The sequence below is a fragment of the Aminobacter sp. LjRoot7 genome, assembly GCF_964252895.1.
GTDB classification, from domain to species: Bacteria; Pseudomonadota; Alphaproteobacteria; order Rhizobiales; family Rhizobiaceae; genus Aminobacter; species Aminobacter aminovorans_B.
This window is the reverse complement of record NZ_CAXUPX020000002.1, coordinates 235,741-248,911: the sequence shown is the minus strand read 5'-3', so window position 1 is coordinate 248,911 and position 13,171 is coordinate 235,741. Positions and strand designations below refer to the sequence as shown.

12 protein-coding genes are annotated in these 13,171 nt (G+C 63.4%); 8 read left to right on the top strand and 4 right to left on the bottom strand.

The features are described 5' to 3' along the window. The first annotated feature begins 41 nt into the window (after positions 1 to 41). Together mutY and ACSQ3E_RS06925 are read left to right on the top strand one after the other, a co-directional pair. Positions 42 to 1,166: an A/G-specific adenine glycosylase gene (mutY, locus tag ACSQ3E_RS06930; protein ID WP_436122120.1), complete on the top strand. Its 1,125-nt coding sequence runs from the start codon at positions 42 to 44 to the stop codon at positions 1,164 to 1,166. Continuing rightward, on the top strand, positions 1,163 to 1,774 hold the full coding sequence (locus ACSQ3E_RS06925) for an HAD family hydrolase (protein ID WP_436122119.1): 612 nt from the start codon (positions 1,163 to 1,165) through the stop codon (positions 1,772 to 1,774). The genes mutY and ACSQ3E_RS06925 overlap by 4 nt, the downstream gene beginning before the upstream one ends. A 152-nt stretch (positions 1,775 to 1,926) precedes the next feature. On the opposite strand, the gene ACSQ3E_RS06920 is transcribed toward ACSQ3E_RS06925, so the two are convergent. Continuing rightward, a complete protein-coding gene (locus ACSQ3E_RS06920) occupies positions 1,927 to 3,060 on the bottom strand; it encodes a site-specific DNA-methyltransferase (protein ID WP_310323144.1) in 1,134 nt (377 codons plus the stop codon). A gap of 173 nt (positions 3,061 to 3,233) precedes the next feature. On the opposite strand from ACSQ3E_RS06920, the gene ACSQ3E_RS06915 reads away from it, so the two are divergent. After that, on the top strand, positions 3,234 to 3,923 hold the full coding sequence (locus ACSQ3E_RS06915; RefSeq protein ID WP_436122118.1) for an HAD family hydrolase: 690 nt from the start codon (positions 3,234 to 3,236) through the stop codon (positions 3,921 to 3,923). Between the two features lie 32 nt (positions 3,924 to 3,955). On the opposite strand, the gene ACSQ3E_RS06910 is transcribed toward ACSQ3E_RS06915, so the two are convergent. Further along, on the bottom strand, positions 3,956 to 4,831 hold the full coding sequence (locus ACSQ3E_RS06910) for an alpha/beta fold hydrolase (RefSeq protein WP_436122117.1): 876 nt from the start codon (positions 4,829 to 4,831) through the stop codon (positions 3,956 to 3,958). A 107-nt stretch (positions 4,832 to 4,938) separates the two neighbouring features. Between ACSQ3E_RS06910 and ACSQ3E_RS06905 the strand changes: the two genes are divergently transcribed. After that, positions 4,939 to 5,520, top strand: coding sequence for a CGNR zinc finger domain-containing protein (locus tag ACSQ3E_RS06905; RefSeq protein WP_436122116.1), 582 nt, complete (start codon positions 4,939 to 4,941; stop codon positions 5,518 to 5,520). 8 nt (positions 5,521 to 5,528) lie between these two features. Here the strand turns inward: ACSQ3E_RS06905 and ACSQ3E_RS06900 are convergent, their stop codons facing one another. Further along, the gene (locus ACSQ3E_RS06900) at positions 5,529 to 6,125 is read right to left on the bottom strand and encodes a hypothetical protein (protein WP_310323137.1); all 597 of its coding nucleotides are present in this window, start codon (positions 6,123 to 6,125) and stop codon (positions 5,529 to 5,531) included. Between the two features lie 127 nt (positions 6,126 to 6,252). On the opposite strand from ACSQ3E_RS06900, the gene thrC reads away from it, so the two are divergent. From thrC to ACSQ3E_RS06880, 4 genes are read left to right on the top strand one after another with little or no spacing between them, the layout of a single operon-like run. Continuing rightward, entirely contained in the window at positions 6,253 to 7,650 is a 1,398-nt protein-coding gene (gene thrC / locus ACSQ3E_RS06895; RefSeq protein WP_436122115.1) for a threonine synthase, read from the top strand. A gap of 14 nt (positions 7,651 to 7,664) precedes the next feature. Next, on the top strand, positions 7,665 to 8,957 hold the full coding sequence (locus ACSQ3E_RS06890; RefSeq protein WP_310323134.1) for a M16 family metallopeptidase: 1,293 nt from the start codon (positions 7,665 to 7,667) through the stop codon (positions 8,955 to 8,957). A 15-nt stretch (positions 8,958 to 8,972) separates the two neighbouring features. Then, positions 8,973 to 9,569, top strand: coding sequence for a GNAT family N-acetyltransferase (locus ACSQ3E_RS06885; protein WP_214387503.1), 597 nt, complete (start codon positions 8,973 to 8,975; stop codon positions 9,567 to 9,569). Between the two features lie 2 nt (positions 9,570 to 9,571). Next, positions 9,572 to 12,463 carry an EAL domain-containing protein gene (locus ACSQ3E_RS06880; RefSeq protein ID WP_310323133.1) on the top strand — a complete coding sequence of 964 codons (2,892 nt, stop codon included), beginning with the start codon at positions 9,572 to 9,574 and terminating at the stop codon, positions 12,461 to 12,463. Here the strand turns inward: ACSQ3E_RS06880 and ACSQ3E_RS06875 are convergent. After that, positions 12,454 to 13,062: a YqgE/AlgH family protein gene (locus tag ACSQ3E_RS06875; protein ID WP_310323132.1), complete on the bottom strand. Its 609-nt coding sequence runs from the start codon at positions 13,060 to 13,062 to the stop codon at positions 12,454 to 12,456. The genes ACSQ3E_RS06880 and ACSQ3E_RS06875 overlap by 10 nt on opposite strands. Between the last annotated feature and the right edge of the window lie 109 nt (positions 13,063 to 13,171).

Here is a 13,171-nt window from a genome sequence, read left to right as displayed (position 1 = left end):
ACCTTGTCGACACGTAACGCCGAAGGCAGTTCCGACCACCAATGGCATCCCCAGCACCAACCCGCAAGCATGCCGACGACGCCGACAACAGGATCGCCACCAATCTGCTCGCCTGGTACGACGCCAACCATCGCGAACTGCCCTGGCGGATGCCGCCGCGTGATCTCGCAAAGGGCTTGAGACCCGATCCCTACCGCGTCTGGCTGTCAGAAATCATGCTCCAGCAGACGACCGTCGAAGCCGTGAAACCTTACTTCAGGGCCTTCCTGGAGAAATGGCCTGACGTGTCGGCGCTTGCGGCAGCAGAAACCGAAGACGTCATGAAAGCCTGGGCCGGCCTCGGCTACTATTCCCGTGCCCGCAATCTCAAGGTCTGCGCCGAGACGGTAGCCGCCCTGCCCGGTGGCCGGTTTCCGGATACAGAGGACCGCCTGCGCGCCTTGCCTGGCATTGGTCCCTACACGGCGGCTGCCATCGCCTCCATCGCCTTCATGCGGCCGGCGGCGGTGGTGGACGGCAATGTCGAGCGCGTGGTCACGCGGCTGTTCTCGATCTCGACGCCGCTACCCGAGGCCAAGCCGGAAATCCGCGCCCATGTCGAGCGCATGCTGGCCGCCGCCCGGCCCGGCGACTTCGCCCAGGCGATGATGGACCTTGGCGCCACCATCTGCACGCCGCGCCGGCCGCGCTGCATGCTGTGCCCGCTGCGCGAGGATTGCAGCGCAATTGTCAACGGCGACCCCGAGCTCTATCCGGTCAAGCCGCCCAAGACCGAGAAGCCCATGCGGCGCGGCGCTGCCTTCGTCGCCGTCACGCCTGACGGTTCCGTGCTGCTGCGCAAGCGCCCCGGCAAGGGCTTGCTCGGCGGCATGACCGAAGTGCCGACGACGGGCTGGACCTCACGCATCGACGGCGCGACCGGCGCAGACAGCGCCCCCTTCCCTGCCCAATGGCGGCGCGCCGGCAGCATCAACCACGTCTTCACCCATTTTTCGCTCGACCTGGACGTGTTTCGCGCCAACGTCGCATCGCGAACCATACTCGACGGACACTTCTGGTCGGCGGCAGCCGAGCTCAACGGCGAAGCCTTGCCAACCGTCATGAAAAAAGTCATCGAAGCTGCCATACCGGGCGCAACGAAACGAGCACACCAGGGAAAGTCATGAGCGAGATCCGCCATATCGTCTACGACATCGGCAAAGTTCTGATCCACTACGACCCGGATATCCCCTTCAGCCGCATCATTCCCGATGAAGTCGAGCGGCGCTGGTTCTTTGACAATGTCTGCACCCACGACTGGAACATCGAGCAGGATCGCGGCCGAAGCTGGGAAGAAGCGGAGGCGTTGCTGATCGCCGACTTCCCCGAGCATGAAAAGAACATTCGCGCCTTCCGCCAGCACTGGCACGACATGGTGCCGCATCACTATGAAGACAGCGTCGCGCTGATGGAGGGCCTCGTCGACGCCGGCCACGACGTCACCATGCTGACCAATTGGGCCTCGGACACGTTCCTCGAAGCGCGCGGGCGCTTCCCGTTCCTCGAAACGCCGCGTGGCGTCACGGTTTCGGGCGATGTCGGCCTGATCAAGCCGGACCGGCGCATCTACGACCTGCATGTCGAAACCTTCGGGCTCGACCCGAAGGCCTCGCTGTTCATCGACGACAGCCAGAAGAACGTGAATGCCGCCATCGATGCCGGTTGGCAGGCGGTGCTGTTCACAAATGCGAAAACGCTCGAGGCGGACCTCGAGCGTCTCGGGATCGGACGGTGACTGGAAACCGGCCGATCGACGAACCCGGACTGGCTAGATTGGCTGCCGGAATTCGATCTCTATGGCAGGCGCGGCGCGGTCTCTGAAGGTCCAGAACCGGCGACCAATGATGCCTGCACGCTCGCGCCGGGCAATCCGGCGCGGGTGAAGCTTCAGGCGCCCGCCTTTTCCATGCCGACACGCACGATGCGGCGCAGTTCGTCGATCTGGGTCAGGCCTCCGGCACGCTCATAGTGCCAGAAGGTCCAGCCGTTGCAGGCATCGAGCCCCTGCACCGAGGCGCCAACGCGATGGATCGAACCGGCGGTGTCGCCGATCGACAGCGTGCCGTCGGCGCGAACCTTGGCCGCCCAGCGCTTCTTGGCATCGTAAAGCGTAGCTCCTGGCGCCAGCAGGCCCATGTCGAGCAGGCTGCCGAAGGCGACACGTGGCTCGGCGCGCTTGCCGGTCAGGACAGTCAGCGACGGGCCGTCGAGCGGGCGCACCGAAGCGATGCGCTCATTGGCGGCGTCGATATAGGCCTGTTCGCGTTCGATGCCTACAAAATGGCGGCCAAGACGCTTGGCAACCGCACCCGTCGTTCCCGAGCCGAAGAACGGATCGAGCACCACGTCGCCCGGCTTGGTCGAAGCCATCATGACGCGTGCCAGCAGCGCTTCCGGCTTCTGCGTCGGATGCAACTTGTTGCCGTCGTCGTCCTTCAGGCGCTCGCCGCCGGTGCAGATCGGAAACAGCCAGTCCGAGCGCATCTGGACGTCGTCGTTGGAGGCTTTCAGCGCGTCGTAGTTGAAGGTGTAGTTCTTGCCCTTCTGGTCGCGCGACGCCCAGATCATCGTCTCATGGGCATTCTGGAAACGGCGGCCGCGGAAGTTCGGCATCGGGTTGGTCTTGCGCCAGACGACGTCGTTGAGGATCCAGAAGCCGAGATCCTGCATCGTCGCGCCGACGCGGAAGATGTTGTGATAGGAGCCGATGACCCAGATCGTGCCGCTGGGCTTGAGTACGCGACGGGCGGCCAGCAACCAGGCACGGGTAAAGGCGTCGTAAGCGGCGAAGCTCTCGAACTGGTCCCAGTGATCGTCGACCGCGTCGACCTTCGACTGGTCCGGACGATGCAGGTCGCCGTCGAGCTGGAGGTTGTAGGGCGGGTCGGCGAAGATGACGTCGACGGAGTTCGCCGGCAATTTGTCGAGCGCCGCCACGCAGTCGCCCTTGATGATGGTGTCGAGCCATTCGGACGGCTTGGGCGTGCGGGAAAGCTGGTCGAGAGGACGCACTGCTGACATTCTGATACCCGGGATGACGCGTTACTATTTACTCGCCGTTATGGTTACCGATCAGCGTAAACAATTGATGAAGCGGGCGTTCTAATTTGCGGATCGGGCCAGAATGGTGTAGTTGCCGCGCCTTGAACTTTTCCGTCCGCGCCCCGATTGCGCCCCCAGCTTCCCGGACTGCCATGACCCAGCCAGACCTAGTGATATTCGATTGCGACGGCGTGCTCGTCGATTCCGAAATCATCGCAGCCCGCGTCGAAGCGGAACTGCTGACATCAGCCGGTTTCGAAATTTCCGCTGAAGAGATCGCCGAGAGCTATGCCGGGCTGACCTTCAAGGACATCATGCTGAAGATCGAGGAGAAGGCGGCCATCCCCTTCCAGGCCTCGCTGATCAGCCAGGCCGAGGAACTTGTCGACCGCAAGCTGAAGACCGACGTGCACGCCATCGACGGCGTGCACGAGGCGGTCGCCGGCGTCACCGCACCGCGCTGCATCTGCTCCAACTCGACGAGCGAACGCATCGAGATGATGCTCGACCGCACCCGCATCCTGCCGCTGTTCAAGGGCCGCATCTTTTCGGCGCTGGAAACGCCGAGCAAGAAGCCGAAGCCGGCGCCCGACGTGTTCCTGCATGCCGCAAACACCTACGGTGCGGATCCGGCCAAGACCTTCGTCATCGAGGATTCGGTGCACGGCATTTCAGGCGCGGTTTCGGCCGGCATGCGCGTCATCGGCTTCACCGGCGGCGCCCACAGCTATCCCGGCCACGCCGATGCGCTGACCGAAGCCGGCGCCGAGACGGTGATTCGCCGCTGGGCCGACCTCGGCGGCGTGATCCAGGCGCTCAGCATGTGGTCGGAGCACGCCTGACCTGCCGGCTCTAGAAGCTTTGTGCTTCAGCTTCAGCGCCACGTCCGATCGATAAAATCGCCAATCAGCGGCACGATTTCGGGCAATTTCTCCTCAAGCGCGAAGTGCCCGGTCTCGAACAGGTGCAGTTCCGCCTCCGGCACGTCGCGGAGGAAGGCATGGGCACCGGACGCCGGGAAGAACGGATCGTCCTTGCCCCATACGATCAGCGTTGGCGGCCGATGCTGGCGCAGCCAGGCCTGCCATTCGCCGTAGCGCGCGACATTGCTGTGATAGTCGAACGCCAGATCGACCTGCGGTTGCTTGCGGCCGGGCTGGTCGAGGAAATGCTGGTCGAGCGTCCAGCCGTCCGGCGCCAACAGCTCCGGCTGTCCGATACCGGTCTCGTACTGAAAGCGCGTGCCTGACAGCGTCAGCAGATCGCGGATCTTCCGTTCCGCATCAGGCTGGTCTGGCCGCAATGCGATAAAGTCGCGCGCGCCGTCCGACAGACCCTCTTTATAGGCATTGCCATTCTGCACGATCAGTCCGGCGATCCACTCGGGATGCTGCGCCGCCAGGCGGAAACCGACAGGTGCGCCGAAGTCGAAGAGATAGGCGACGAAGCGGTCCAGCCCCAATCCTTTGACGAAGCCTTCCATCGTGTCGGCGAGACGGTCGAAGCTGTAGTCGAACGTGCCGCCGGCGCTGGCCGGCAACGGTACGTCGCTGTGGCCAAATCCGGGATAATCGGGCGCGATGACGCGGTAGCTATTGCCGATGGCGTCGATCAGCCGGCGGAACTGATGCGAAGCCGAGGGAAAGCCGTGCAGCAACAACAGAACAGGCGCGTCCGCGCCAGCCTGGGTCGGGATCGACTCGCGATAGAAGACGCGCACGCCATCAACGTCGAGATAACGATGGGCCACGCGAGGAAAAGCCAGGATTGTCATTTCACATGCCTTCAATGTAGAATTATGCATTAGCAACATCCGGCAAAATACCTAATGCGTCAATGGCGATTTTTGGAATTAGCATGAGCACCGATATCCCCCCGCTCACTGGCGAGCTTCTGGGGCTCGATCTGATCAATACCCGCGCGCGCAGTGGTACGGACAGCATCGACCGTCTGTCGACGCCTGACGGCTTGCGGATGTGGGTGGCACTACAGGGCGAGCGGCTGAAAGAGTTCGGCGGTGATGTTCTGGCAACCGTGTCGCAAGCCGACCTAGCAGCCATTCGCTCGGTACGTGAATGTGCGAGCCAGCTCGTCGATCATGTCAGGCATGGCAGAGCGCCGTCAGACGCCAACCTGCGCGAACTCAACCGGACGCTTTCGGCAGCACCGGTTCATCTCGAGCTTCGATGGGTTGGGTCTTCAATGGCGGCGGAGGCCAGGCGAACCGGCTCGGTCATCGCCGATCTCGCCGCGCACCTGGCCGAAGCGGTGGCGTTGGTGCTGACTGACCCTGGCGTCAGCACCATCCGCAAATGCGAGGCCGAGGACTGCACGATGCTGTTTCTGCCGGCGAGCAGCCGCCGGCGCTGGTGCGCTGCCGCGCGCTGCGGCAACCGCATGCGCGTCGCGCGCTACTACCAGCGCCACAAGGACAGCTGAGTGCTGCCTTACTGCTTCGCGGGCTTCTTGGCCGGACCTTCGTCGTAGCCGACATAGATCACGATGTCGCGCGCGGTCGGATTGGGGATGTTGATGTTCGGAACGGTGAACACCCACTGGGTCGCCGTCGACGGATCGGTCACCTGCACGGCGTTCTTGTGCAGCTCGGAATAGAGCACCTCCTCGCCACGGGTCACCGCTACACGGATCGGCATGGTGATCGCACCGGCACCGCCGGCGGGACCGACAACGACCTTGCCGGCGACGCCGACCTTGATGGTCATTGTGCCGTCAGCACGGGTACAGCTGCGGGTGACGTCGGTGATGGCCGACTGATGGACGAGCTTTGCCGGATCGTCCTGGCCGCCCTTGGCATAGCTGTTGAAGAAGGCCGTGCCGTCACGCAAAGTGATGTTCGGGCAGTAGGCAAGCAACTCGCTGGCCAGGATCTTGCCCTCTTCGGCCGCGATCACCTTGGGATCCTTCGGGGCGGGAGGGCTAAAAAAGCCGCCGCTGCCGCCTGATTGGCAGCCTGTGACGGCGAGCATAAAGCCGGCGGTCGCCAAAGCCGTCAGAAAACGGCCGTCGATCAAACGAAACACCATGAACTGCACTTCCCTCTCGCAAAGCAGTCGTTCTATATCAACCGCGCGGCAAAAATGCGACTGACGGAGCGCAGTTTTCCCGTCCTGCCGACAGGCAGCAGGTCGCATAGCCTTGGATTGGATAGATATGCACTATGTGAGCACCCGTGGGGAAGCGCCCACGCTCGGATTTTCTGATGCTGTACTTGCCGGCCTGGCACGCGACGGCGGCCTTTACCTCCCGGCGCAATGGCCGACTTTCAGCGCCGCCGAAATCCGGGCCATGCGCGGCCTGAGCTATCCCGATCTTGCGATCAAATTGCTGACGCCGTTCCTCGGCGGCGAAATCAAACAGGACGTGTTCGAACGCCTGGTTCGCGAGGCTTACGGGACGTTCCGCCACGAGGCAGTCTGCCCGCTGGTCCAGACCGGCGCCAACAGCTTCGTCCTCGAACTGTTCCATGGCCCCACGCTTGCCTTCAAGGACGTCGCCATGCAGCTGCTGGCGCGGCTGATGGACCACGTGCTTGCCGAACGCGGCCAGCGCGCGACCATCGTCGGCGCCACCTCGGGCGATACCGGCGGCGCTGCCATCGAGGCGTTTGCCGGGCGCGAACGCACCGACATCTTTATCCTGTTCCCGCATGGCCGCGTCTCGCCGGTGCAGCAGCGCCAGATGACGACGTCCGACGCCGCCAATGTGCACGCGCTGTCGATCGAAGGAAACTTCGACGATTGCCAGGGCCTAGTGAAGGACATGTTCAACGACCACGGCTTCCGCGACCGTGTCCAGCTGTCGGGCGTGAACTCGATCAACTGGGCCCGCATCATGGCCCAGATCGTCTACTACTTCTCTTCTGCCATCTCGCTCGGCGCGCCGGACCGGCCGGTGTCGTTCACCGTACCGACCGGCAATTTCGGCGACATCTTCGCCGGCTATGCCGCCAAGAAGATGGGCCTGCCGATCGACCAGCTGGTTATCGCCACCAACGACAACGACATTCTCGACCGTACGCTGAAGAGCGGCGAATACCGCCAGACCGGTGTGGTGGCCACCACCTCGCCATCGATGGACATCCAGGTTTCGTCCAACTTCGAGCGCCTGCTGTTCGAGGCCTCCAACCGCGATCCAGCGGTCGTGCGCCGCTACATGGCCAGCCTCAAGCAGTCCGGCGCCTTCACGATCGAGACGCAGGCGCTAGCCGCGATCCGCGGCGAGTTCGGTGCCGGCCGCGCCGACATGGCTGAAACCGCGGCGACCATCCGCGCGACTCTCGACAAGAGCGGCTACCTGCTCGATCCCCACACCGCGACAGCCGTGCATGTCGCATCCAGCCTGCCCAAAAGCGATGTGCCAATGGTGGTGCTTGCCACCGCTCATCCGGCAAAGTTCCCCGCCGCGGTGCTTGCAGCCAGCGGCATCGAGCCCGCTTTGCCAAAATGGCTGTCGGGGCTGATGGAACGTAAGGAAAAGTTCACGGTACTTCCATCAGAGATAAAAATGGTGGAAGATTACATTAGCCGCCGCACACGAGTGGCGGATTAGGGAGTACGCGTAATATGGGTGTTGAGGTAAGCCGTCTGTCGAACGGCCTGACAGTGGCCACTGAAACACTTCCAAGCGTAGAGACAGTCGCTCTCGGCACATGGGTCAAGTCCGGCGCGCGCAACGAGCGCGACGACGAACATGGCATGGCCCACCTGCTCGAGCACATGGCGTTCAAGGGTACCAAGAACCGGACCGCCTTCCAGATTGCCTCCCAGATCGAAAATGTCGGCGGCGAAATCAACGCCGCGACATCTGTCGAGACGACCTCCTTCTACGCCCGCGTGCTGTCCGACGACATTCCGCTTGCTGTCGACATTCTGTCCGACATTCTCCAGGATTCCGAGTTCGATCCGAACGAACTCGAGCGCGAGCAGCACGTCATCCTGCAGGAGATCGGCGCCGCGCACGACACGCCCGACGACATCGTCTTCGACCGCTTCACCGAAACGGCCTTCCGTCACCAGACCATCGGCCGCTCGATTCTCGGCACGCCCGAGACGGTGCAATCCTTCACCTCGGCGCATCTGCACGACTTCATGACCCGCCAGTATGGCGCCGAGCGCATGGTGGTGGTGGCTGCCGGCGACGTGAAGCACGACGAGTTCGTGCGCCAGGTCGAAAAACGTCTCGGCAATTTCCGCCCCAAGGCCGAAAGCGCCATTCCGCAATACGCCCAGTATGTCGGCGGCGACTTCCGCGAGGACCGCGACCTGATGGACGCGCAGATCGTGCTCGGCTTCGAAGGCCGCGCCTATCATGTGCGCGACTTCTACGCCTCGCAGGTGCTGTCGATGATCCTCGGCGGCGGGATGTCGTCGCGCCTGTTCCAGGAAGTGCGCGAGAAGCGCGGCCTCTGTTATTCGGTCTATGCCTTCCACTGGGGCTTCTCCGACACCGGCATCTTCGGCATCCATGCCGCCACCGGCCAGAGCGACATCGCCGAACTGATCCCGGTCATCATCAACGAGTTGCAGCGGACCGGCGAAAGCATCCTGCTTGAAGAGCTCGACCGTGCCCGCGCGCAATATCGCGCCGGCCTGATCATGTCGGCCGAGAGCTGCTCCAGCCGCGCCTCGCAGATCGCCCGACAGCTCCTCCTGTTCGGCCGTCCGATCGCCAAGGAAGAGCTGATGGAACGGCTCGGCGCTCTTACCGTCGACCGCCTGACCGACCTGTCGTCGCGTCTGTTCTCGACGCGCCCGACCATTACCGCGGTCGGTCCCGTCGGCACGCTCGCGCCTTACGAATCAATCCTGGATTCGCTGCCGGGCGCACAGGCAACCGCCCGCAAGCTCGCCGTCTGAGCCGCATTTGCACGCATGTTCTCGCTCTCGCTTTTTCGCCGCGATACCCCGGCACTAAAAGGCGAACGCGTGAACCTGCGCCTGCCGAACTGGCGCGATTATCACGAATGGGTTGCCCTGCGCGCGGAGAGCCGCTCGTTCCTTGAACCCTGGGAGCCGCGCTGGGCACCGGACGAGCTCGACCGCTCGGCATGGCGCATTCGCCTGGCCCGTTACCAGGATGAATTCATCCAGGGCACGGCGCTCGCCTTCTTCATCTATCAGAACTCGACCGGCAAGCTCGTCGGCGGCATCACGCTCGGCAACATACGCTACGGCGTCGCCCAGACCGGGCACATCGGCTACTGGATCGGCGAGCGTTATGCCGGCCAGGGCCTGATGGTCGACGCGCTCAAACTCGTCGTGCGACATGCCTTCGATACGCTTCGGTTGCACCGGATCGAGGCTGCCTGTATCCCCGACAACGCACGCTCCGTACGCGTGCTTGAAAAAGCCGGATTCCGGCGCGAAGGACTTTTACGATCCTACCTCAGGATCAACGGCGAATGGCATGACCACTACCTCTACGCACTGATTGCGGACGACCCGCAAGCTGTCACCATGAAGGCCTGAACTTGTCGAAGCATTTCCTGCTGGCGCCGTTGTTTGCGCTCATCGTTTCCATTGTCGCGAGCGTCTGCGCGGTGTCGCAGGCCCTGGCCGTGGAGCCGATCAAGATCTCCCGTGACGACGTCGCGCTCAACCTCACCGGCGCCGTCGAGATTTACAGGAATCAGGGCGAGAACTTCCAGGTTTCGACAGCTCCGGGCCTCGACGGCATCGTGCGTCGCATCGAGGTCGAAGCCAACGACAAGCGCCGTTCGACAGGCGATTGGGCCGTCTTTGCGCTTGCCAACACCACCGACCAGGTCATCGACCGTCTGATCGTCGCCCCACATTTCCGTCTCGTCGGTTCCGGCCTGTTCTGGCCCGATCTCGGCTCGAGCCGCATCGCCGCCATCACGCCGAGCGAAGGCTTCGCGCTCGACCGCCAGGCCAGTCCCGACGCCGACGTATTCCTGATCACGCTCAACCCGAATTCGGTGGTGACCTTCATCGCCGAACTCGCCTCGCCCAAGCTGCCGCAGGTCTATCTGTGGGAACCCGAGGCCTACAAGGACACGGTCAACTCCTACACGCTGTTCCGCGGCATCGTCATCGGCATCGCCGGCCTTTTGGCGCTATTCCTGACCATCCTGTTCGTGGTCAAGGGAACCTCGATGTTCCCCGCGACAGCAGCCCTTGCATGGGCGGTGCTTGCCTATATCTGCGTCGACTTCGGCTTCCTCAACAAGGTCATCGAGGTCTCGCCCGGCAACGAGCAGATATGGCGAGCGGGCACGGAGGTGGCGCTCGCCGGCACCTTCGTCGTGTTCCTGTTTGCCTATCTCAACCTCAATCGCTGGCACGGCCATTTCAGCTACGGCGCCTTCGTCTGGGTCATTGGCCTGCTGCTCATTGCAGGTGTCGCGATCATCGATCCGGCGGTCGCTGCCGGCATCGCGCGCATCTCCTTTGCCGCCACCGCCATCACCGGTCTCGGCCTGATCGTCTATCTCAGCATCCGCGGTTACGACCGCGCCATCATGCTGGTGCCCAGTTGGGCGATGGTGCTGATATGGCTCAGCGGATCGTGGATGGCGATAACGGGCGTCCTCGACAACGACATCGTCCAGCCGGCACTTGGCGGCGGCCTGATCCTGATCATCCTGTTGATCGGCTTCACCGTCATGCAGCACGCCTTCGCCGGCGGCGGCGCGCACCAGGGCCTGTTCAGCGACATGGAGCGGCAGGCGCTGGCCATCTCAGGTTCCGGCGACATCGTCTGGGACTGGGACGTGTTGCGCGACCGCGTCGTCACCCGTCCCGACGTCTCGATCCAGCTCGGCCTCGCGCCCAACAGCCTGGGCGGTGCCGCCCGCAACTGGCTGCCGGTGCTGCACTCCGACGACCGCGACACTTTCCGCACCACCCTCGACGTGGTGCTTGAGCATCGCCGTGGCCGTGTCTCGCAGAGCTTCCGCCTGCGCGGCGCCGACGGCCACTATCACTGGTTCTCGCTCAAGGCACGGCCAGTCATCGGCTCCGATGGCGAAGTGATCCGCTGCGTCGGCACCATGGTCGACGTCACCGAGCAGAAGAAATCCGAAGAGCGGCTGCTGCACGACGCCGTGCACGACAACCTGACCGGCCTGCCCAACCGCGAGCTGTTCATGAACCGGCTCGAGGCGATCATCTCGATCGCCCGCACCGAGGAAAAGGTGCGGCCGTCGGTGTTCGTCATCGACATTGACCGCTTCAAGCAGGTCAATGACGGCCTTGGTATTTCGGCCGGCGACACGATCCTTTTGACCATCGCGCGCCGCCTGCACCGCCTGCTCAAGCCCAAGGACTCGCTGTCGCGCTTTGCCGGCGACCAGTTCGCGCTGATGCTGCTGTCGGAACAGGATCCGTCGCGCATCGCTGCCGTGGCCGACGCCATCAAGCAGGCTATCAAGGCGCCGATCACCTTTGCCAAGCGCGAGATCGTGCTGACTGCTTCCGTCGGCCTGATCACCTGGACTACGGCACAGGCGACCGCCGAGGATATGGTCAAGGACGCCGAGCTTGCCATGCATCAGGCCAAGCGTTTCGGCGGCGACCGCATCGAACCGTTCCGTCCCGCCTTCAGGACCGTCGGCACCGATCGCCTGCAGCTCGAATCGGACCTCCGCCGCGCCATCGAGCGGAAGGAATTCACCCTGGCCTACCAGCCGATCGTGCGGCTTGAAGACGGCAGTGTCGCCGGCTTCGAGGCGCTGCTCAGATGGGATCACCCGCGTCGCGGCATGATCCCCCCTGGTGATTTCATCCCCGTTGCCGAAGGTTGCGGCCTGATCGTCCAGCTTGGCCTGTTTGCCATGCAGCGCGCCGCCGAAGACCTGGCCGAATGGCAGAAGCAGATCAGCGACGCGCCGCTATCGGTGTCGGTCAACCTGTCGAGCCGCCAGCTCATCCGGCGCGACCTGGTCAGCGACGTGCGCTCGGTCATCGCCCGGGCCAATCTCAAGCCGCGCTGCTTCCGCCTGGAGCTGACGGAATCGCTGGTCATGGACAATCCCGAGCAGACCAACCACGTTCTGACCAAGCTCAAGCAGCTCGGCATCGGCCTGTCGCTCGACGATTTCGGCACCGGCTATTCGTCGCTCGCCTATCTGACCCGCTTCCCCTTCGACACCATCAAGATCGACAAGAGCTTCGTCGACGACACCTCGCCCAAGCGCGCGGTGCTGCTCAAGTCGATGGTCAACATGGCGCACGAGCTCGGCCTATCGGTGGTTGCCGAAGGCATCTCCGATGAGAGCGACGCGCTCGAACTGCGGCAGATGGGCTGCGAATACGTGCAGAGCTTCATGTTCGGCGCGCCGGTTCCCGGCGATCAGGCGCTGAAGATGCTGAAAGAGCAGTATCCGCTTGCTCAGGCGTGACCGGCAGCGCTGCTGAGCCGCGCAAGGTCGATGCCGAGCGTGGCCAGGATGCGGTCGTATTTGCGGTCGATGTCGGTGTCAAACAGAAGCTCCGACGTCGCCGGGCAGGTCAGCCAGCCATTCTCGGCAATCTCGCTTTCGAGCTGGCCTGCACCCCAGCCTGAATAGCCCAGCGCCATCAGCGCGTGGCGCGGCCCGCGCCCGGCGGAAATGGCGCGCAGGATGTCGACAGTTGCCGTCAGGCAAATCTCTTCCGAGACGGGCAGCGAGGACTCGACCTTGTAGTCGTCGGTGTGCAGCACGAAACCTCGGCTGCGGTCGACCGGCCCGCCATTACGGACGATGAAGTCCTTGGCCTTCATCGGCAGCCGGATCGCTTCCTGCTCGTCGAGGATGCCGAGCTGTACCAGCAGGTCGGGAAACAGCAGCGGCTGGACCTGGTTGATGATCAGGCCCATGGCGCCTTCGTCGCTATGGGCACAGATGTAGATGACGGCGCGCGAGAACCTGTCGTCCTTCATCCCCGGCATGGCGATGAGGAACTGATCGTCGAGAAAACCGCGCTGCGAGGCGCCCTTTTTCTGGCGTAAGAGGTCCATGGCTTGAAGGTATCGCGTTTCCTGCCGTCTTGAAAGATGGGGCACAGCGCGGCGCATTCATCTTTTGACAGGCAACGTCACGCAAAAATGATGCGATGTGTTGGCGCCC

Bases quoted from the DNA above. Each gene is read 5' to 3' on its own strand.
- ACSQ3E_RS06900 (WP_310323137.1), bottom strand. From the start codon at position 6,125: ATGGTGTTTCGTTTGATCGACGGCCGTTTTCTGACGGCTTTGGCGACC.
- ACSQ3E_RS06875 (WP_310323132.1), bottom strand. From the start codon at position 13,062: ATGGACCTCTTACGCCAGAAAAAGGGCGCCTCGCAGCGCGGTTTTCTC.
- ACSQ3E_RS06890 (WP_310323134.1), top strand. From the start codon at position 7,665: ATGGGTGTTGAGGTAAGCCGTCTGTCGAACGGCCTGACAGTGGCCACT.
- mutY (WP_436122120.1), top strand. From the start codon at position 42: ATGGCATCCCCAGCACCAACCCGCAAGCATGCCGACGACGCCGACAAC.
- thrC (WP_436122115.1), top strand. From the start codon at position 6,253: ATGCACTATGTGAGCACCCGTGGGGAAGCGCCCACGCTCGGATTTTCT.
- ACSQ3E_RS06905 (WP_436122116.1), top strand. From the start codon at position 4,939: ATGAGCACCGATATCCCCCCGCTCACTGGCGAGCTTCTGGGGCTCGAT.
- ACSQ3E_RS06920 (WP_310323144.1), bottom strand. From the start codon at position 3,060: ATGTCAGCAGTGCGTCCTCTCGACCAGCTTTCCCGCACGCCCAAGCCG.
- ACSQ3E_RS06915 (WP_436122118.1), top strand. From the start codon at position 3,234: ATGACCCAGCCAGACCTAGTGATATTCGATTGCGACGGCGTGCTCGTC.
- ACSQ3E_RS06885 (WP_214387503.1), top strand. From the start codon at position 8,973: ATGTTCTCGCTCTCGCTTTTTCGCCGCGATACCCCGGCACTAAAAGGC.
- ACSQ3E_RS06925 (WP_436122119.1), top strand. From the start codon at position 1,163: ATGAGCGAGATCCGCCATATCGTCTACGACATCGGCAAAGTTCTGATC.